We start from the raw sequence: 17,968 nt of genomic DNA on the forward strand, positions 1-17,968 counted from the left end.
CAATAGAACAGATCGTTTTACATTTCTTCTGGTGCTTTCATTCCTAATAAACGCATTCCTTCACGTAACACGATTGTCACTGATTGAACGAGTGCCAGCCGATCATTCAATTCCGAATCATGTTGTAATATTTTCACTTGACTATAATATTGATTAAATGCGCGCGCAAGTTCAAGTAATAGTTTCGCAATATGTGATGCTTCATAATCTTTCAAAGCACGTGTCACAGCATGAGGAAAATCGAGCATCTTTTTAATAACGGTAAAACTGTAGGAATCGGTTAAACCAGAAAATGATTCTATGTCTATGTCTCTTTTCGCTTTTCTTAAGATAGAGCAAGCACGTGCATGTGTATATTGGACATATGGCCCTGTCGAACCTTCAAAGGTGAGCATATCTTCTAAATCGAATTCAATATTATGATTGCGTTCATGTTTTAAGTCATGGAAAATAACCGCCCCGACTCCAACTGCATGTGCTACATCGTCTTTATTTGCTAAATTAGGATTTTTCGTTTCAATATTTTTCTTCGCTAGTTGTATCGCTTCTTTTAGTACTTCTTCTAAGAGGACGACTTTTCCTTTTCGAGTGGACATTTTCTTGCCATCTTTTAAGATAAAGCCAAATGGAACATGTACCATATTCCGCGCCCAGTCGTATCCCATTTTATTTAACACGGCGAATACTTGTTGAAAATGCAAGCGTTGTTCATGCCCAACAACATAAACCATTTTATCAAAATCGTACGTCTTTTTTCGATAACGCGCGGCTGTTATATCTCTTGTTGCGTATAGGGTGGCACCGTCTGATTTTTTGATGAGACATGGTGGCAACTCTTCATTTGTTAATTCAACAACTTCTGCTCCGTCTGACTCGGTGAGTAAGTTTTTATTGTCTAATTCTTGAATGGTGTCTGCCATTTTATCATTATAAAACGCTTCACCGTGATAGGAATCAAAACTCACCCCTAATAAGTCATAAATCCGCTTAAACTCTTGTAATGATGCATCACGGAACCATGTCCATAACTGTATAGATGCTTCATCACCGTCTTCTAATTGTTTAAACGCGTCTCGAGCTTCTTGTTCGAGTTCGGGATGTCGTTCTGCTTCTTGATGAAAACGGACATATAATTCGAAAAGCTCCATAATCGGTTGTGCTCTAACACGAGCTTTATCTCCCCACTTTTTATAAGCAACTATTAACTTTCCAAACTGTGTCCCCCAATCACCTATATGGTTAATTTTTACGACATCAAAACCACATTTTTCAGCGATTAAACTTAGAGTTTGACCGATAACAGTTGAGCGTAAGTGCCCCATTGAAAATGGTTTGGCGATATTTGGTGATGAAAAATCAATCGTCATTGTTTTACCTTTTCCAATATGTGTTGAACCGTATTGTTGTTGGTCTGTTAAAATATGCTTCAACACTTGTTCACTAATAGATTTTTTGTTAAAGAATGCGTTGAGATAAGGTCCATCTGCTTTGACTCTTTCAATCAATGGATGGTTAATTGTTGCGCTCAATTCACTTGCGATAAGAGCAGGTGACTTTTTAAATTGCTTTGCCAAAACAAAACACGGAAAAGCAAGGTCGCCATGAGTGTCATACGTTGGTGTTTCAATTAATTTTTCAAGTTCTGATAGTGATAAAAAAGCACCTAATTCCTTATATAACGACTGTGCATATATGTTTTTCATATCCATATGAACCCCTCCAAATGATTATTTGCAATAAAAAAACGCCCCTAATATGAATTAGAGACGAGAAATTCCCGCGGTACCACTCTCATTGTTCGATTGAACCAACTTTAAGATTAGATAACGGAAATAAACCGGCTTAACCAAGCTTCTCAGAAGTGCGTTTCATGATGGATAGTTAGTAGGCTCACACCATCCCTACCTCGCTTTATACTATAGGCATCACTACTCTCTTCCTCAGCGAATCAATGATGAAATTTTCATTATTATAACGATATCTAGGAGATTCGTCAATCTCTGTCATTGTTAATGCGCATTTTTTGTAATGATGGTGGACAAATATAATTTAGACTGGTACTTTTAATGATGTCGCATAAGATGTTGAACTATGATATGATGAAATATATTTCATCGTAAGGAGTTAATATGATGATGTTAAAATTCTTTTTAGTCACATCGGTTTTATTCATTGTATTATTAAGTATAAATATATTTTTCAAAAAAAGGAACTCAAACTTACATATCATCATTCCACTTACTGGGGCTTTTTTAGGAATCATTTTAATTGGCTTATCTATATTTATGAAAGTCGATCTATTTGGTATGGACATCTATGCTTTTGCCCTCTTCGCTAGTTCAGCAGCCACATTTATTGTTTCAGCTATTGCAGATAATATGTCTAGCTTAAAAAAACATTATTTATCTAAAAAGTGATGCATAAGATGAGGTCGTGTTGAATCGTCAATGCGACCTCATCACTACTTCTTATAGCCCCGGATCACTTCTACAAGTTCCATCCCACCCATTTATGAATCCCAATATCTCGGGTCACTCATTTGCCATTCTAAGACAGCATCTTCTAAATCTGCTGGTGTTAGTGTCAAAATAGGGTAATGGTCTTTTGATTTAGCCACATCTAATAAAAAGCGATTACTTCCTGGATAGTCCTCATCTACTAGAAAAAGGCAACCATCACTTTTTTCAATAAGCCACTGATTCATAGCACGAAATTGATATGGACCTTTATATTCTCCTTTATACAATGGTTTATAAAAATCTGCCTCGATGATTAATTGTTGATAGGCGAATTGTTGTGGTTCAGGCCAGCGCTGGTCCATATTTTCAAATGGAGGGATAACGGCTAATTGAATAGAATATATGTCTTTTAAATCTAATACAACTTCACCTGTCCAAAGCTCAACTCCCATTTGTCCAGAAATAAGGACCCATTCTAATCCTTCTTCTATGTATTGGACGAGTCGTTTTTTTAGAGCGTATTTAATAAATTGAATTCGCTCATCATCATGTTTAAAAATATTTAATTCCATTGGCTTATATCCTGTTACAGCTAAGACTTTCATCAATTATACCTCCATCCCCTTCTATTATACTATTTCGCTTTAAAAATTAAAAAACTGGCCCTAAAGCCAGTTTTTTAATTTATCTTCTTTTTTTGCAAGGTGAATAACAATGGCCATACCCTGCACCCATTCCACCCATTTGTCCCATACCCGGTCCTCCTGGATACATTGCACCTGCTACAGCCCCTGATCCGCCTGGAGACATTGCTCCCGCTACAAATCCTGGTCCTGGATTTGGTACCTCAAAGGAACCACCATACATATTTACACTATCATACGTGTTTTGAACAGAAGTTGAATGAGGGTAAATATGTTTATTTTTTATTAGATGATGATTCATTACAGTTGTATGGGATGGATGAATATGATCTACTTCAGTTTCAAAGCAATTGTGAACTGTGTCATATTTTGTCGGATAGACAATTTGATTTGGACATCCACATCCGCGTCGACGTGGTCTACGTTGAAATCGGCCCATATAAATCCCCTTTCTTGTGATATATCACTATTACTCTATGACAGATGTGTAGGGATTGTATAAGACAGTAACCTATTTTTTTACATTAATAATGAGCCAATAACCCTTTTTTCATCGCCAAGCGTTCACACCCTAGGTAAATGAATACTCCTAACACGAAATAGACAACTGCGTTAATAATAAGAATTGAATAATCCATCATCGTTATATCACTAAGTGTGGCTCCATTAATCATCACCTGTCTAACGAGATCAATTCCTTTTACAAATGGAAAGTAAACGAGAAACGGAGCTTGCTTAATTGAAATAAAAGTCAAAGCCGCGATAATAAATTGGAGAATTTGCAAAAAAGCACTCACTTGTTTCCAAATAATCGATAAACCAGCAATCATAAATCCGATGCCCATCATACCCATAATCGTTAATATTAAGATAGGTGCAATCGTCACCACGTTTATGTGTAGCCATTGTCCGGTTGTTAACATCGTTAGAAATAGTAATACAATAAGAAGCGTTAAATCTAAAATAACGGTCGACGTTAATCTTGTTGCTAAAATACGCCATACACCCATTGGTGACATGTATAATTGTTCTAATGTTCCACGCATCGCTTCATTCGTTATTTGCCAACCAACAGACTGAATCACCATCATGCCTAAGAACCAAAACACATAATTCACAATTAAATATTGCGTATTTGTATCCGCACTGTTAGGGTCACCGATAAACTGTATACCTGCAAATAATCCAATAAAAATAAAATAGAACGTAAAAATCATCGCCAATGTATTTGGTAAATAACGTTTTATTTCAATATACTCTTTTCTTAGATTTGCTTTAAATAGATTTAGCCAGCGCATTTGTTTTCACCACCATTAACAATTTTCATAAAGACTTGCTCAAAATTGATTGTATCGCGGTCAATTGTTTCAACCGGTGTATTTTCTATTTTAAGAATATCAAATAAATCATAAATCGCTTCACTTTGATAAAAATCAATCGCAATGGACGATTGGATGACGTCTTCTGTATATGTTGCTTGTGGAAAACGTTCCTGAAGTAATTCAAGCTGCTTTCTAGTTAAATGTTCTCCTAATGTAACCGTATAAGCTCGCACTTCAAATAGACGGAGCAAGTTATCGATTGAGTCATCTGTGACGACTTTTCCTTGGTTAATAATAACCGTTCGATCACATATTTCTTGAATGACATCCATATCATGTGAACTAATGATAATCGTACGCCCATAGTCTTCAACGATATCCTTTAAAATCTCTCTCACTTCATAACTTGTTTCAATATCTAATCCTAATGTCGGCTCATCTAATAAAATTACTTCACTCTCAGCGAGCATGGCAACAGCAATCGCAAGTTTTTGTTGCATCCCTCTTGATAGACGGTTAACAAGCTCATTTTCCTTACTCTTTAAATTGAAGTCAGTTAGTAAGCGTTCCACACGTGAGCGGATTTCTTTACGTGATTCGCCTCGATTCCCAGCAAAATATTCCAAATTCTCACGGACTGTTAACCGCCAATATAAATTACGGTTTCCTTCTAAGACAGCACTAATATGTTCAAGCGATTGCAAGCGGTGCTTCCGATTATCCCTTCCATTGATTTTGATTGAACCAGAGTCTGGTATGAGTAATCCACAAATCATTTTAATCGTTGTTGTTTTTCCAGCGCCATTCGGGCCTAACAATCCTAGGATTTCCCCCTTCTTCACGACAAAAGACACATCATTGACAGCTTGAATGTACTCTTTAGAGCGCCTTTTTTTATAAGACTTATGGAGATTTTTAACTTCAATAATCGGTTCCATATTCCTTCCACCTCTGTTATTTCAAATTATTATCTATACTTTAACAATTTCAAAAAACAAACACGACGCTCGGCGGATGTATTTACTATCAGACTAAGGGCTGATTTTTTTGAAAAGGGTGGCTAAAGTTTAGATTCGTTTTGTATCGTATTATGATAAAATATATTTAACATCTGACAGGAGATGAATACAGATGATTCTTGATTTGATTAGTGAGTTCATTTTCGAGATGAGCCTTTATTCTATTTTTCTTATGGTGATTGTGTCTTCTTTCACAACATTTAACTTTCTATATCAGCAGACAGAAAAGTTTAAACAACAGCATTTAAATGTTGAAAGAAACTTTATTACAAATAAAAGGCCCCTCTCATTGAATGGATCTATCGGAAAAAGGATGGTCAACCATGCTCAGAGAACAGTGAAGCGTCTTGAAGGCCCTGAAGATGACGATGCTGGTGACTATATCCCCTCGTTTTATCCATATAAGACAAAACGAGGAGGACTATTATGGAGCAATCTGTATTCACATCGTGCAAAAAATATACGTTCGTTATTTTTGTTTTGTTAATGACATTGCTTATAAGTGGTTGTTCAGGCCATATAGACACACCGATTGATGCACAAACAACGGGATGGTTTAACCATTATTTCGTTTATCCTTTTTCATTGTTAATTAAACAACTGGCAACTTGGCTAAATGGAAGTTATGGTTTATCGATTATTGTTATTACATTAACGATTCGGTTAATCCTCTTGCCGACAATGCTGAAACAGACAAAAAGTAATTTATTAATGCAGGATAAAATGAAAGTCATAAAACCGGAGTTAGACGCGTTAAAAGAAAAATATAAAGATAAACAAACGCGTGAAGATCAGATGCAAATGCAACAAGATATGATGGAGATATATCAAAAACATAATTTCAATCCTTTATCTTACGTCTCTGGATGTTTGCCATTACTAATCCAAACACCTGTGTTGATTGCTTTTTACTATGCAATCCGTAGAACACCAGAAATTGCCGCACAATCTTTTTTATGGTTTGATCTAGGTCAAACAGATATATTATTAACGGCTATTGCTGTAACCATATATTTTATTCAATCGAGGGTGTCGTTAATCGGACTTGATGAACAACAACGTAAACAGTTCGCCATTATGGGGATTTTATCACCAATTATGATTGGAGTTATTTCATTGAATGCCCCTGCTGCCTTACCTTTGTATTGGGCGGTCGGAGGTCTATTTATCATTATACAGACCTTGATTTTTAAACGCATTTTTCTGCAACATAAAAACGAGGCGGAAACATCCATTGGACACTAAATAATTTGGTTACAAATCATAAAAAAACAAAACCGCATGAAATCGAGAATTCTAAATCCGATTTCATGCGGTCTATTCATCTTATTAGGGTACTAGTTTTGTTGTTCTTTTAATAGATCACGGATTTCGGTTAACAATTGCTCTTGTTTATCAACTTCGGGTTCTTTTTCTTCTTCTTTCTTCTTAAACTTCATGATCAGTCTCACGAAGAGGAAGATGGAAAAAGCGATGATAAGAAAATCTAGTACACTTTGAATGAACATTCCATATTTCAACTCAGCGCCACCTACTGTTAAAGCTAAGCCTGAGAAATCAACACCATTTAATAGAATACCAATAAATGGCATAATGACATGATCGACAAGTGATGATACGATATTACCAAATGCTGCCCCAATAATAACCCCGATTGCTAAATCTAGTACATTACCTTGCATAGCGAATTCTTTAAAGTCTTTCCACATATAGTTTGTCCCCTTTCAATAGAATAGGCTTAGCCTATGTTACTATATTTTATCTATTGAGGACAAGTCAAAAACCCATTTTTATTGATACTTTTCAATATATTAGTACTTTTTTCACTCTATATTTCTTTATCTTTACTGCAATTACATTCTGAACTTGGGCTTAATTTCTCAATTAATAAAAAAACTAATGCTAGAATAATAATCATTTGATAGAGTTCCAATTTAATCCCTCCATAACACCTATAGGTATTATGAAATAAGAGATTACACGTTGTCAATTTTTTAAGACTCAATATCTTCTTTGATTTTAATCATTCGAAAGAATATAATTGGCACAACAATGTATTGAGTTCTTATTGTAAATTCTCAAATATATTTCACAACACGAGACTTCACATTGATAGCCACAATATATACTCTCAAATGCTTTTCTCAACGCGAGACTATTCATTGATAGCCACAATATATACTCTCAAATACTTTTCTCAACGCGAGACTATTCATTGATAGCCACAATATATACTCTCAAATACTTTTCTCAACGCGAGACTATTCATTGATAGCTTAACATATAAACGAATAACAAAACGCACTATCATAAATAGTGTTTAATCTACTATAATCTTTTAATAAACATCTGTCATGCATTTTTATACAATATCTGGTACAATATATACAATGTTAAAATATTGCTTTCGTTTTATTTTTTTTAGTTATTTTACTATTCGTTAATGAGGATGATATCCTCATTATTATTTTGTCTAAATAAATATCATAGGAGTGATCAGGAAGATTGTTCAGTGATGAACGATTTACAGGATTGAATCCCCAAAAATTAAAGCAAGATCTCATTGCTGGAATAACGGTAGGAATTGTTGCCATACCACTTGGGATGGCTTTTGCTATTGCTTCAGGCGTTAAACCCGAGTACGGTCTGTACACAACAATTATCGCTGGGATTATAGTTGCTCTGTTTGGTGGTTCGAGATATCAAATCGCTGGACCAACTGGAGCATTCATCCCTATTCTACTAGCAATTGTTCTAGAACATGGATATGACAATTTACTAATTGCTGGATTTTTAGCAGGAATCATGCTTATTTTAATGGGGATTTTTAAATTAGGAGGACTTATAAAGTACATTCCACGGTCTGTTACAATTGGCTTTACAGCTGGTATAGCAGTCATTATTTTCAGTGGGCAGATTGGGAACTTTCTTGGTTTAGAGAGTTTGGAAAAGCAGAAATATTTCCATGAAAATATGATTCAAATTTTTAAACATTTGCCTGAAACAAATATTTATAGCGTGTTCACGGCAGTCATCGGTCTACTTATAATCATATTTATTCCGAGACTATTTCCACGTCTACCTGTTCTACTAGTTGCTCTTATTGTACCAACTGTTATTGCTGTTTTATTTTACCCTAATAAAGTAGCTACGATAGGAAGTGCATTTGGTGGGATACCACAGTCATTACCTAGTATCCATTTTCCAGAAATATCATGGGAAAAAATTAAAGTCTTATGGCAACCTGCTTTCGTCATTGCCATGCTTGGTGGAATTGAATCATTGCTATCTGCTGTTGTAGCTGATGGCATGACAGGAAAGCGCCATAACTCTAATCGTGAATTAGTCGGTCAAGGAATTGCCAATGTTGTGACTCCACTATTTGGTGGCATTCCCGCAACAGGTGCTATTGCCCGCACAGCAACAAATATTAATGCTGGTGGCTTCAGTCCCATGTCTGGTATATTTCAAGGTCTATTCGTATTATTGACCGTTATTCTATTTGCACCATATGCTGGCAGTATACCTCTTGCAGCTATGGCACCAATTCTTATGGTTGTTGCTTATAATATGAGTGAACATAAATCATTCATTCATATGTTAAAACTAAAGACGAGTGACTCACTCGTGCTTATTACAACGTTTTTACTCACTGTCTTTGTAAACTTAACCGTAGCTGTTCCAATAGGATTAGGTCTAGCAATCATTTCATTTTTAAAACGAATGAGTGAAGTATTTGAAGTAGAAAGAGTCATTCCTTCTCTTGCCAAAAATAATAAAGAGCAAAATGGTATGGATTATGGAACAAAGTGTCAGGAAATTTCATTTTACAACATAGCTGGACCATTATTCTTTGGGGCAGCTGACCGATTTGAATCAGTGATTGGTAGTATTACACGTCGTCCTTCAGTACTCATCTTGAAAATGAAACATGTTCCTATTTTAGATGCCACTGGTGCAGCAAACTTAGCTTCTTTAGTTACAGATTTTAAAAAAAGATTTAATGGCACGTTACTCATCACAGAGGTAACCGAAGATGTCATGGCCATGATGAAAGCAACAGGGTTATATAACGAAATTGGGCCGGATCATTTCTTTAAAGAATCGCATGAAGCAGTTGACTATGCACTTAAGCGCATTAATCCTAAGCGTTGCTCACTTTGTGCGAAGTCTGGTAAAAATACATGCCAAGTTTTCCAAGATAGTAGCCAATTACAAAAAGATCATGCTTAAAATGTAGTTTTTAGAGACTGGAGCATAAACTAGTCAAAATATAGAAGTGCATGAAATCAAGATTTGTCCATTTGCTTTCATGCACTTTTACTTTTAGAAATATAGCGTGTTTTATCGTTTTTCTATTTATGTGCCATCGTCCTTTTTCCGATGTTAAAGTAGATGTCTTAAAAAAGAGCATGATCTACTTTGTAACGATCTATTTGCTTTATTTCGTTCTAACCTCCTTTTTTATTAAAACATTTGTAAGCCACGTCTGGTATACTAATCTTTATCACGCCAAATAAAGGAGTAAAATAACATGCTATCGATTGATAAAATTATTTTACATCGGTTAAATATGCGATTGAAACATCCATTTGTAACGAGTTTCGGCACAACACAAGATAAAGACTTTTTTATTATTGAAGTGATTGATGAAGATGGATATTGTGGGTATGGGGAATCAGTTGCTTTTGATGCACCATGGTACACAGAAGAAACAGTAAAAACGACCATACATATGCTAACTGATTTTTTAATTCCTTTATTAAAAAAAAATCACATCACACACCCTAGAGAACTAGTGGAAATATTGAATCCAATTAGGCGTAATCATATGGCAAAAGCAGCGCTTGAAGGGGCTATTTGGGACCTTTATGCGAAACGAGAAAATATCTCTCTTCAACAAGCATTAGGTGGAGAAAAAACATTTATTGATGTTGGTATGAGTATTGGAATTCAACCAACTATGATAGATCTTCTCAATAAAATTGAACGCGCCTTGGAAGATGGGTATAAAAGGATTAAATTGAAAATAAAACCAGGTCATGATGTTCAACTCCTTCGTCATGTCAGGAGGCATTTTCCAAATATACCAATTATGGTTGATGCAAATTCCGCATATACATTAGATGATTTACCGATTTTAAAACAACTCGATGATTTTGATCTAATGATGATTGAACAACCGCTCCAACAAGATGATTTTATTGAGCATGCTAAGCTACAAGACACAATATCTACGCCGATTTGTCTTGACGAAAGTATTCATTCCCTAAATGATGTTAAACTAGCGATAAAACTCGGCAGCTGTAAAGTAATTAATATTAAAAGCGGTCGTGTCGGAGGGTTAACAGAGAGTATTAAAATTCATGACTATTGTCAAAAGCATCACATACCTGTTTGGTGTGGTGGGATGTTAGAAGCAGGTGTTGGACGAGCACATAACGTCGCCTTAGCATCACTGACTAACTTTTCATTACCAGGTGATACAGCAGGTTCAAGTCATTATTGGGAAACAGATATTATTACACCCGAAGTTGTCGTAAAGGATGGAAAGATCAAAGTTCCAACTGGTGCTGGTATAGGTTACGCAATAGATTGGGAAGCTTTAAGGCAATTTACAGTTTCAAAACAAATAATTGATTTTTAAATAAATAGAGAATAAAAAACGATAAGAGATTATAAAGAATTAATAAAGTATCAAATAAAATAGAAAGCGGAAAAACTGAACATGACGTTCATTTTTCCGCTTTTTTATTTGACACCTTTCATTTCAGCCATTAAAAGCATCTGTTAAATTCGGAACGATTTGCTTTTTACGTGAGACAACGCCTTTTAATAAGGCACGGTTATTAGTGAGCGTCACATGAAATGCTTGTTCTACCTTTTTACTTTCTGTACCTATTGCAAGCACATCTGAATTACTGTTTAAAATATCAGTCACAACGAGCAGATACAAAGATAAATTGTTTTTGTCGACATGTGTTTTAATAGCCTTTTCAAATTCTGCTTGTTTTTCATAAACTTCTTCTAAATCAACAGCATTAATTTGGTTAATTTCAACTTTATGGCCGTTCATATCAAATGTCTTCGCATCATTGGCTAAAAGCTCGTCCATTGATTTATCTTTTAAATCAGTACCTGCTTTTAACATTTCTAAACCATAAACATCTAAATCTACTTCAGCGATTTTTGCTAATTCCTTTGCTGCTTTAATGTCTTCATCTGTGCATGTCGGTGATTTAAATAATAATGAGTCAGAAATAATAGCTGATACCATAAGTCCTGCAATATGTTTAGGAATCTCAACCTGATGTTCCTTATACATTTTATTTAAAATTGTTGCCGTACAGCCTACTGGTTCAACACGAAAATAGAGTGGGTCTTTCGTTTCAAAATTAGCAACACGATGATGGTCAATGACTTCAGCGATGCGAACGTCACTAATATTCGATACACTTTGTTGGAATTCATTATGGTCAACGAGAATAACTTCTTTAACGTCTTCGTCTACTTTTTCAATGAAACGAGGTGTTTCTAAATTAAAGTAATCAAGTGCGTAAGCTGTTTCTTTATTCACTTCTCCAAGACGCACTGCTTCAGCATTAACACCGAGCTCTTTTTTTAAATGTGCATATGCCAGTGCTGAACAAATCGAATCCGTATCTGGATTACGATGGCCAATGACAAGTACTTTTTCCATATTTAAGATCTCCTTCTCTCTTTATTTTAAATAGATTGTATCATCCATTTTTATGTAATCGACTATAACGAAAATTTTATCATACCCGCTTCAATTGTTCAAAATAAAGCAAAAGAAGATGTATGTGTAGAAACCGAAACATGCCGATGTTACAATATAATAAAAAGGATTTTTTATTATGAAAAAGAAAATTATTATCATTGGCGCTGGAATTTTAGGCGCATCCACAGCATACCATTTATCAAAAACAAATACAGATGTGACCTTAATTGATCGTAATGAACCTGGACAAGCAACTGATGCTGCTACAGGTATTATTTGCCCATGGCTATCAAAACGGCGAAATAAAGCATGGTACCATCTTGCAAAAAATGGCGCTAAAATTTATCCAAACATGATTAAAGAGTTAGAAGAAGCCGGTGAAAAAGAAACAGGTTATAAAAAAGTCGGTGCTTTAAGTGTTCGAGCCAAAAAGGAAACATTGCAAGAAATGAAAGATATTGCTTTGAAACGTCGCATAGATGCTCCAGAGATAGGTGACATTACAATTTTATCTCCAAAAGAAACGAGAAAATTATTCCCACCTATTGCTGAAGGCTTAGGAGCTGTGTATGTTAGTGGGGCTGCTCGAGTTGATGGAAGTAAGCTACGAAAAGCGTTAATTAACGGAGCAATTAAGAACGGAGTTAAATACATCCAAGATTCAGCCTCATTAATTGTTGAACGTCAAACAGTAACCGGTGTTAGACTATCGAAGTCCAACATAAAAGCAGATACTGTTATCGCAACAAACGGTGCTTGGATGAAGGAATTACTTGCACCAATCGGCATCGCCTTCTCAAGTTCACCACAGAAAGGACAACTCATCCAATTACATATACCAGATATAGATACGAGTGCTTGGCCTGTAATTATGCCACCTAGTAATCAGTCCATCGTTCCTTTTGATGATCGTGTTATTATCGGGGCAACACATGAAAAGAAAGAAGTCGGATTTGACCACCGCATCACAGCTGAAGGGATGCATCGGGTTCTATTTACGGCATTAAAATTTGCACCTGGCCTTGGTAATGGAACGATTATTGGAACAAGAGTTGGATTTCGCCCATATACACCCGAGTATTTACCTGTTATTGGGCAAATACCTGGTTATAAAGGATTAATTGCAGCCAATGGATTAGGAGCATCTGGATTAACGACAGGGCCATACTTGGGCTTACAATTAGCTAAATTGGCTCTTGAACAACCATTAGAAATTGACCTAAAACATTACGACATTCGTAAAGCAATAATAAACGAATAAACTTATTGAAAGAGTGATCATATTGAACGGGAAATCAGTCATATTATTTATCATTATTACGATCATCTTAGCACTCATTTTAAGTTTTTGGTTATTAAAAGAAATGGTTTAGTAAATACCGAGATATGATTCATACATATCTCGGTATTTACTCATTGTATAAAAATGCCTTGTCAGTTCCAACATATTCATATATAATCAATTATAATTTATTGAATATTCTACTTTTAGATAAGGAGGAAATAAATGGTAAAAGAAATAATATGCACCAATATTTCTAAGACTTATATTGGTGATGGTGTCACGACACATGCTGTAAAAAATATACATTTATCTTTTAAAAAAGGAGAATTCACATCAATTATTGGCCCTTCCGGTTCTGGAAAATCAACACTTCTTAGTTTAATTGGTACATTAGATAAACCTTCAGAAGGACAGATTCTTTATGATGACAAAGACATCATGAAACAAAGCAAAAGAAAAATAGCAGACTTTCGTTTTGAAAAAATTGGTTTCATCTTTCAGCAATTTCACTTACTCCCCACACTCACTGCATTAGAAAATGTCTTAACACCATTGTTTGGTCGCAAAGTAAACTATTCTAAACAAAAACGCGCTAAAGAGGTTTTAGAGCAAGTAGGCTTAATAAATAAGTTAAACGCTTTACCATCACAATTATCAGGTGGACAGCAACAGCGCGTTGCTATAGCAAGAGCGATTGTTCATAAACCAAGTTGGCTATTAGCCGATGAACCAACAGGAAATCTTGACACTGAAACAGGTGATAAAATTTTTTCATTACTTAAACAATTAAATGAAGAAGAAGGATGTAGTGTCCTTTATGTCACACATGATTCAACACTTGCACATAAGGCAAATCGTATCATTTCCATGCAAGATGGCATCATACTAGAAGATAAAGAAGGAGTTGCTCTTTAAACTTTATTGGGATTCATATAGTTGAATCCCAATTTTCCATTGTTAATCAGTTAGACATGTCTTTTCATCATTTAACATACGAAGCACTATATCGGTTATATAAGGTTCAGTCAACAATCGGTCAGTGATTTTATACATCTATCTGAGTATGTAAGTAAATAGAAGTAGCCAATGGAGATAAGAATTTAGCAATACTAACTAAAAACGCAAGAGTAATCGTAATATAATTAATCTATTTCATAGGTTATCAAACTTATAAAATGAAAAATGTATTTTTCTTAAATTTAAAAGGTATCCTTTGGCATATGACAAATATAGGGGGAATATGAGAGGAAGGATATAAATGATTAAAGGGGAACAAACTGTTGATACGAAAGATATTTTATTTATGGATGCCACAACACTTGCAAGTAAAATAGCCAACCGAGAAATCACTTCGCTTTACGCAACTGAAACATATATCACACATTTAAAAAAAGTAAATAGCAAAATAAATTGTCTCGTCGAAAATCGGTTTGATGAAGCATTAAAAGAAGCCAAGATTATTGATACAACAATAAAACAAAACAGGATGAAACATAAAAAGTTACTCGGTGTTCCGATAAGTATGAAGGAATCATTTGATATCACAGGCATGAAAACAACAGGTGGGCTTATTCATTTAAAAAATGCTGTACGTGATAAGGATGCGGAAGTTGTAGCGCGTTTAAAATCCGAAGGTGCCATTATTTTAGGAAAAACAAATACATCAGCTCTCTGCTTCTGTCAAGAAACAGATAATAAATTATATGGAAGAACTAATAACCCATGGGATTTAACGAAGACAGCAGGCGGCTCAAGTGGTGGTGAGGCGGCATTAATAGCTGTAGGTGGTGCTGCAGCAGGTATTGGTTCAGATATTGGTGGATCGATTCGTTTCCCTAGTCATTTTAATGGGGTTATTGGATTTAAGTCTGGTCATCACCAAGTATCACAAGACGGAAGTTTTCCAAAAGCTGAAATTCCGTTACAAGAAAGAATGCTTGGTATCGGTCCGATCACAAAGTCTGTCCAAGATGCGAAAATAATTTATAACTTAATTGCAAAACAACCTGCATCTAGACGAAATTTAACAAACTTTACAATAACCTTTTTACCACGAATGAACTATCCAATGTCCGACGAAACAGAAGCAATGTTAACAAGAGTTCAGAAACAGGTGGAAAATGAATTCGAAATATTAAGGGAAGTTCCGCCTTTTTTTGAACAGTCGGCTTTATTATGGCAAGAAATGATGTCTGTTGATGCAGGTGAAAGCATCGCTCAAATCACCTTTAATCAGAAAAAAAGAAGAGAAACACGGGAATATATAAAAGAATTGCTCACACGAAAATCCAACATACATCGTTATTTATCATGGGCATTAATTGGTGCAAAACTATTCAAACCATCTCAGAAGCGTATAAAGGAATTAAATGACATAATACGAAGAGGTGATGAACTACTTAACAACTATTTAGATGATAAAATATTGATTTTCCCTCTTTATCATACGAGCGCACTCAGACATGGACATTTATATAAAGAGATATTCTCTATTCGCAAAACATTTTTAAAATATATGCCATATGTTGCTTATGCAAATGTATGGGGCTTGCCAGCATTAATCATTCCGATTGAAAATGATAAACAACATATGCCAATGGCTGTTCAGCTTATAAGTAAAAACGGAAATGAAGATGCCTTATTTCAATTAGGTGAATGGCTTGAAGATTTAAATCGTGGCTATGTACGTTGCCAAAAATATGATTAGTACCACTCGCCAAAGACGGCGAGTTTTTCTTTATGAATCGCCTAGATTATAACAGATTTATTTACTTTCTTTTAATTCTTTAACTTCTTTTTCAAGGGTATCGATTCTATTCATGAGGTTTTTTCTTGGTTGAAGGATGAGACGGACGATGATAGATATAGCTACGACACCACATACGATAACACCAATCATTGCAGGAATAAAAAATGAATAAAAATCGAACATATGAATCATCTCCCCATTTCACTTTCATCTACGGTCAAAAAAAGTTTCAGTTGTATTAATAATTTGTTGATAATCATTGTTTACTATATCTAATTTTTCTAGGTTGTCTAATCCTCTTCGATATAGAGCATTCCTTGCTTCACCATCAAAATAATCAATTAGCCTTCTAATAATATCAATATTTTCCTCTTTTACATAATGCAACGTATAACTATGTTCTAAATATGTGATTAATTGCTGTTTTATAAAAGGCATTTAAATTATATTTTACAGCAAAAAATTCAGCCAAAGCACCACCTAAGGAGTGACCGACTACTGTAATATTTTCGCTGCCATATTTTTTAACATACTTTTTTACAATTGGATCAGCTTCGGTAAATTGATTTTTCTTTGTTAACTCAATATACTTACCATTTTTTATTTTTGCATTTCCTGCCACGAGAGAAGCATCTTGTGCTGGACTACCATTATAATTTTTTGGAACTTCTTTTATCGGATAATTGGAATCGCCGAAAATAATTCCTTCTATATCTTCTCTAATATCTTTTGCTTTTTGATCGAAGCCTTCATTCATATTCGTTCCTTCAAACGCAATTACAATGTCATTTGATTCCGGATGTGCTATAACATACCCATGTAATCCAGTGTCCTTATCGTGAAATCGTTTCAATGATATTCCAAGTGACTTTACTTCCGTCTATGGTACGTACTTTTAATTTTGGTAATCCTCTTTCGTATGCTTGTTTTGCAATTTGTGCTGCTTCATAATCAACGATACTCACATTATTATTAATTTTCATGGACTCACACCTACTTTCTTTGTATAATTATACCATGGAGGTGAATTTTTTGAAAATAAAATCTATACTCATTATACCATTTATTTTACTTCTAGGAGGATGTTTTATGAATCAACAAACATATGATGATGAAACAATACAAAAAGCGATGGAAACAGCGGAAAGCTACTTAAAAAACAATTATAAAGATATACAATCGGTCGAGTTCGATGATAAAGACTTTACTTCACCGATGGGGGGATTCCTTGTTACAGGGAAAATTAACGGAACAGCTAAATTTTCAGTTAGCATGGATAATAATTTTCGAGTAGGCAGTTTAGGGAGAGGGCACGGATTCCCCGAGGAAAAAGATGAATGTAAAGATAAAACTTGTGATTATTAACGTGATTCGGGTGTGTGAGAACGTATGTATAAATCCGCAATGGGAATAGCAATTGTAATGTCCCTACTTTTATCAGGATGTTTTATGAATCAACAAACATATGATGACGAAACTATACAAATACCTCTCCGTTTATAATTGATGGAAAGCGGGCGACTATAGGCATACGACTATTGTCCGTACATTATACTGTTATTAAACACAAAAAGAGACGTTTAAACGGGTATAATGGCTCTACAATAAATAGTGTTGGTGAAGGAAAAAACACATTCGTTAAATGAATCATTTATTTAACGAATGTGTCAAAATTCACTCACACTATTTTTTATCTAAAAAATAGAAAACAAGTGAGTTTCCCTGTAGAATTAAAGTCGACGAAAACC

At 34.9% G+C, this 17,968-nt stretch carries 19 protein-coding genes and 1 other annotated feature; of the genes, 9 read left to right on the forward strand and 10 right to left on the reverse strand.

Annotated elements, in window-relative coordinates; all coding sequences use genetic code 11:
* Positions 1-17 precede the first annotated feature (17 nt).
* Complete coding sequence (gene argS / locus HNQ35_RS11080) at positions 18-1,709, reverse strand: arginine--tRNA ligase (protein WP_146938272.1); 1,692 nt, start codon at positions 1,707-1,709, stop codon at positions 18-20.
* A gap of 50 nt (positions 1,710-1,759) precedes the next feature.
* Positions 1,760-1,953: a binding site (T-box leader), on the reverse strand.
* 179 nt (positions 1,954-2,132) lie between these two features.
* Between argS and HNQ35_RS11085 the strand changes: the two genes are divergently transcribed.
* Positions 2,133-2,417, forward strand: a complete 285-nt coding sequence (locus tag HNQ35_RS11085) for a hypothetical protein (protein ID WP_146938271.1) — start codon at positions 2,133-2,135, stop codon at positions 2,415-2,417.
* Positions 2,418-2,509: 92 nt separating this feature from the next.
* On the opposite strand, the gene HNQ35_RS11090 is transcribed toward HNQ35_RS11085, so the two are convergent.
* From HNQ35_RS11090 to HNQ35_RS11105, 4 genes are all read right to left on the reverse strand, one after another.
* Positions 2,510-3,064: an SLOG family protein gene (locus HNQ35_RS11090; RefSeq protein ID WP_146938270.1), complete on the reverse strand. Its 555-nt coding sequence runs from the start codon at positions 3,062-3,064 to the stop codon at positions 2,510-2,512.
* Positions 3,065-3,143: 79 nt separating this feature from the next.
* The gene (locus tag HNQ35_RS11095) at positions 3,144-3,542 is read right to left on the reverse strand and encodes a spore coat protein (RefSeq protein ID WP_146938269.1); all 399 of its coding nucleotides are present in this window, start codon (positions 3,540-3,542) and stop codon (positions 3,144-3,146) included.
* Positions 3,543-3,627: 85 nt separating this feature from the next.
* Entirely contained in the window at positions 3,628-4,401 is a 774-nt protein-coding gene (locus HNQ35_RS11100) for an ABC transporter permease (RefSeq protein ID WP_146938268.1), read from the reverse strand.
* Positions 4,389-5,363, reverse strand: coding sequence for an ABC transporter ATP-binding protein (locus HNQ35_RS11105; protein WP_146938267.1), 975 nt, complete (start codon positions 5,361-5,363; stop codon positions 4,389-4,391). The genes HNQ35_RS11100 and HNQ35_RS11105 overlap by 13 nt, the downstream gene beginning before the upstream one ends.
* Before the next feature lie 193 nt (positions 5,364-5,556).
* On the opposite strand from HNQ35_RS11105, the gene HNQ35_RS11110 reads away from it, so the two are divergent.
* Both HNQ35_RS11110 and yidC read left to right on the forward strand, forming a co-directional pair.
* Positions 5,557-5,931: a hypothetical protein gene (locus HNQ35_RS11110; RefSeq protein ID WP_170226702.1), complete on the forward strand. Its 375-nt coding sequence runs from the start codon at positions 5,557-5,559 to the stop codon at positions 5,929-5,931.
* Positions 5,871-6,689: a membrane protein insertase YidC gene (gene yidC, locus HNQ35_RS11115; RefSeq protein WP_146938266.1), complete on the forward strand. Its 819-nt coding sequence runs from the start codon at positions 5,871-5,873 to the stop codon at positions 6,687-6,689. Before HNQ35_RS11110 ends, yidC begins: the two co-directional genes overlap by 61 nt.
* Positions 6,690-6,781: 92 nt before the next feature.
* Here the strand turns inward: yidC and mscL are convergent, their stop codons facing one another.
* Complete coding sequence (gene mscL / locus HNQ35_RS11120) at positions 6,782-7,153, reverse strand: large conductance mechanosensitive channel protein MscL (protein WP_146938265.1); 372 nt, start codon at positions 7,151-7,153, stop codon at positions 6,782-6,784.
* Positions 7,154-7,949: 796 nt separating this feature from the next.
* Here mscL and HNQ35_RS11125 point away from each other — a divergent pair.
* Positions 7,950-9,677 (forward strand): SulP family inorganic anion transporter, encoded by a 1,728-nt coding sequence (locus tag HNQ35_RS11125; RefSeq protein WP_146938263.1) that lies wholly within the window; start codon positions 7,950-7,952, stop codon positions 9,675-9,677.
* A gap of 301 nt (positions 9,678-9,978) precedes the next feature.
* On the forward strand, positions 9,979-11,091 hold the full coding sequence (gene menC, locus HNQ35_RS11130) for an o-succinylbenzoate synthase (protein WP_146938262.1): 1,113 nt from the start codon (positions 9,979-9,981) through the stop codon (positions 11,089-11,091).
* A gap of 123 nt (positions 11,092-11,214) precedes the next feature.
* Here the strand turns inward: menC and HNQ35_RS11135 are convergent, their stop codons facing one another.
* Positions 11,215-12,144: a manganese-dependent inorganic pyrophosphatase gene (locus HNQ35_RS11135; protein ID WP_146938261.1), complete on the reverse strand. Its 930-nt coding sequence runs from the start codon at positions 12,142-12,144 to the stop codon at positions 11,215-11,217.
* A gap of 178 nt (positions 12,145-12,322) precedes the next feature.
* Between HNQ35_RS11135 and HNQ35_RS11140 the strand changes: the two genes are divergently transcribed.
* The 3 genes from HNQ35_RS11140 to HNQ35_RS11150 all read left to right on the forward strand — a co-directional run bounded on the left by HNQ35_RS11140 (position 12,323) and on the right by HNQ35_RS11150 (position 16,178).
* Positions 12,323-13,447, forward strand: coding sequence for an NAD(P)/FAD-dependent oxidoreductase (locus HNQ35_RS11140; protein ID WP_146938260.1), 1,125 nt, complete (start codon positions 12,323-12,325; stop codon positions 13,445-13,447).
* A 246-nt stretch (positions 13,448-13,693) separates the two neighbouring features.
* Positions 13,694-14,386, forward strand: a complete 693-nt coding sequence (locus tag HNQ35_RS11145) for an ABC transporter ATP-binding protein (protein WP_146938259.1) — start codon at positions 13,694-13,696, stop codon at positions 14,384-14,386.
* 343 nt (positions 14,387-14,729) lie between these two features.
* Positions 14,730-16,178 carry an amidase gene (locus HNQ35_RS11150; protein ID WP_246118096.1) on the forward strand — a complete coding sequence of 483 codons (1,449 nt, stop codon included), beginning with the start codon at positions 14,730-14,732 and terminating at the stop codon, positions 16,176-16,178.
* Positions 16,179-16,235: 57 nt separating this feature from the next.
* Here HNQ35_RS11150 and HNQ35_RS11155 read toward each other — a convergent pair whose 3' ends face one another.
* The 3 genes from HNQ35_RS11155 to HNQ35_RS11165 form a co-directional block, all read right to left on the reverse strand.
* Positions 16,236-16,403: a hypothetical protein gene (locus HNQ35_RS11155; protein WP_170226701.1), complete on the reverse strand. Its 168-nt coding sequence runs from the start codon at positions 16,401-16,403 to the stop codon at positions 16,236-16,238.
* Positions 16,404-16,614: 211 nt separating this feature from the next.
* Positions 16,615-17,073, reverse strand: coding sequence for a lipase family protein (locus tag HNQ35_RS11160; RefSeq protein ID WP_146938258.1), 459 nt, complete (start codon positions 17,071-17,073; stop codon positions 16,615-16,617).
* Positions 17,054-17,203, reverse strand: a complete 150-nt coding sequence (locus tag HNQ35_RS11165; RefSeq protein ID WP_170226699.1) for a hypothetical protein — start codon at positions 17,201-17,203, stop codon at positions 17,054-17,056. The genes HNQ35_RS11160 and HNQ35_RS11165 overlap by 20 nt, the downstream gene beginning before the upstream one ends.
* Positions 17,204-17,309: 106 nt before the next feature.
* Here HNQ35_RS11165 and HNQ35_RS11170 point away from each other — a divergent pair, with 106 nt between their 5' ends.
* The gene (locus HNQ35_RS11170; protein WP_170226697.1) at positions 17,310-17,585 is read left to right on the forward strand and encodes a DUF1433 domain-containing protein; all 276 of its coding nucleotides are present in this window, start codon (positions 17,310-17,312) and stop codon (positions 17,583-17,585) included.
* Positions 17,586-17,968 lie beyond the last annotated feature (383 nt).

This window comes from Cerasibacillus quisquiliarum (assembly GCF_014202495.1).
GTDB classification, from domain to species: Bacteria; Bacillota; Bacilli; order Bacillales; family Amphibacillaceae; genus Cerasibacillus; species Cerasibacillus quisquiliarum.

Coding starts and splice junctions, on each gene's coding strand:
- HNQ35_RS11105 (WP_146938267.1), bottom strand. CDS start 5,363: ATGGAACCGATTATTGAAGTTAAAAATCTCCATAAGTCTTATAAAAAA.
- HNQ35_RS11100 (WP_146938268.1), bottom strand. CDS start 4,401: ATGCGCTGGCTAAATCTATTTAAAGCAAATCTAAGAAAAGAGTATATT.
- yidC (WP_146938266.1), top strand. CDS start 5,871: ATGGAGCAATCTGTATTCACATCGTGCAAAAAATATACGTTCGTTATT.
- HNQ35_RS11085 (WP_146938271.1), top strand. CDS start 2,133: ATGATGTTAAAATTCTTTTTAGTCACATCGGTTTTATTCATTGTATTA.
- menC (WP_146938262.1), top strand. CDS start 9,979: ATGCTATCGATTGATAAAATTATTTTACATCGGTTAAATATGCGATTG.
- HNQ35_RS11150 (WP_246118096.1), top strand. CDS start 14,730: ATGATTAAAGGGGAACAAACTGTTGATACGAAAGATATTTTATTTATG.
- HNQ35_RS11155 (WP_170226701.1), bottom strand. CDS start 16,403: ATGTTCGATTTTTATTCATTTTTTATTCCTGCAATGATTGGTGTTATC.
- HNQ35_RS11140 (WP_146938260.1), top strand. CDS start 12,323: ATGAAAAAGAAAATTATTATCATTGGCGCTGGAATTTTAGGCGCATCC.
- HNQ35_RS11135 (WP_146938261.1), bottom strand. CDS start 12,144: ATGGAAAAAGTACTTGTCATTGGCCATCGTAATCCAGATACGGATTCG.
- HNQ35_RS11145 (WP_146938259.1), top strand. CDS start 13,694: ATGGTAAAAGAAATAATATGCACCAATATTTCTAAGACTTATATTGGT.
- mscL (WP_146938265.1), bottom strand. CDS start 7,153: ATGTGGAAAGACTTTAAAGAATTCGCTATGCAAGGTAATGTACTAGAT.
- argS (WP_146938272.1), bottom strand. CDS start 1,709: ATGGATATGAAAAACATATATGCACAGTCGTTATATAAGGAATTAGGT.
- HNQ35_RS11090 (WP_146938270.1), bottom strand. CDS start 3,064: ATGAAAGTCTTAGCTGTAACAGGATATAAGCCAATGGAATTAAATATT.
- HNQ35_RS11110 (WP_170226702.1), top strand. CDS start 5,557: ATGATTCTTGATTTGATTAGTGAGTTCATTTTCGAGATGAGCCTTTAT.
- HNQ35_RS11095 (WP_146938269.1), bottom strand. CDS start 3,542: ATGGGCCGATTTCAACGTAGACCACGTCGACGCGGATGTGGATGTCCA.
- HNQ35_RS11165 (WP_170226699.1), bottom strand. CDS start 17,203: ATGAAAATTAATAATAATGTGAGTATCGTTGATTATGAAGCAGCACAA.
- HNQ35_RS11170 (WP_170226697.1), top strand. CDS start 17,310: ATGAATCAACAAACATATGATGATGAAACAATACAAAAAGCGATGGAA.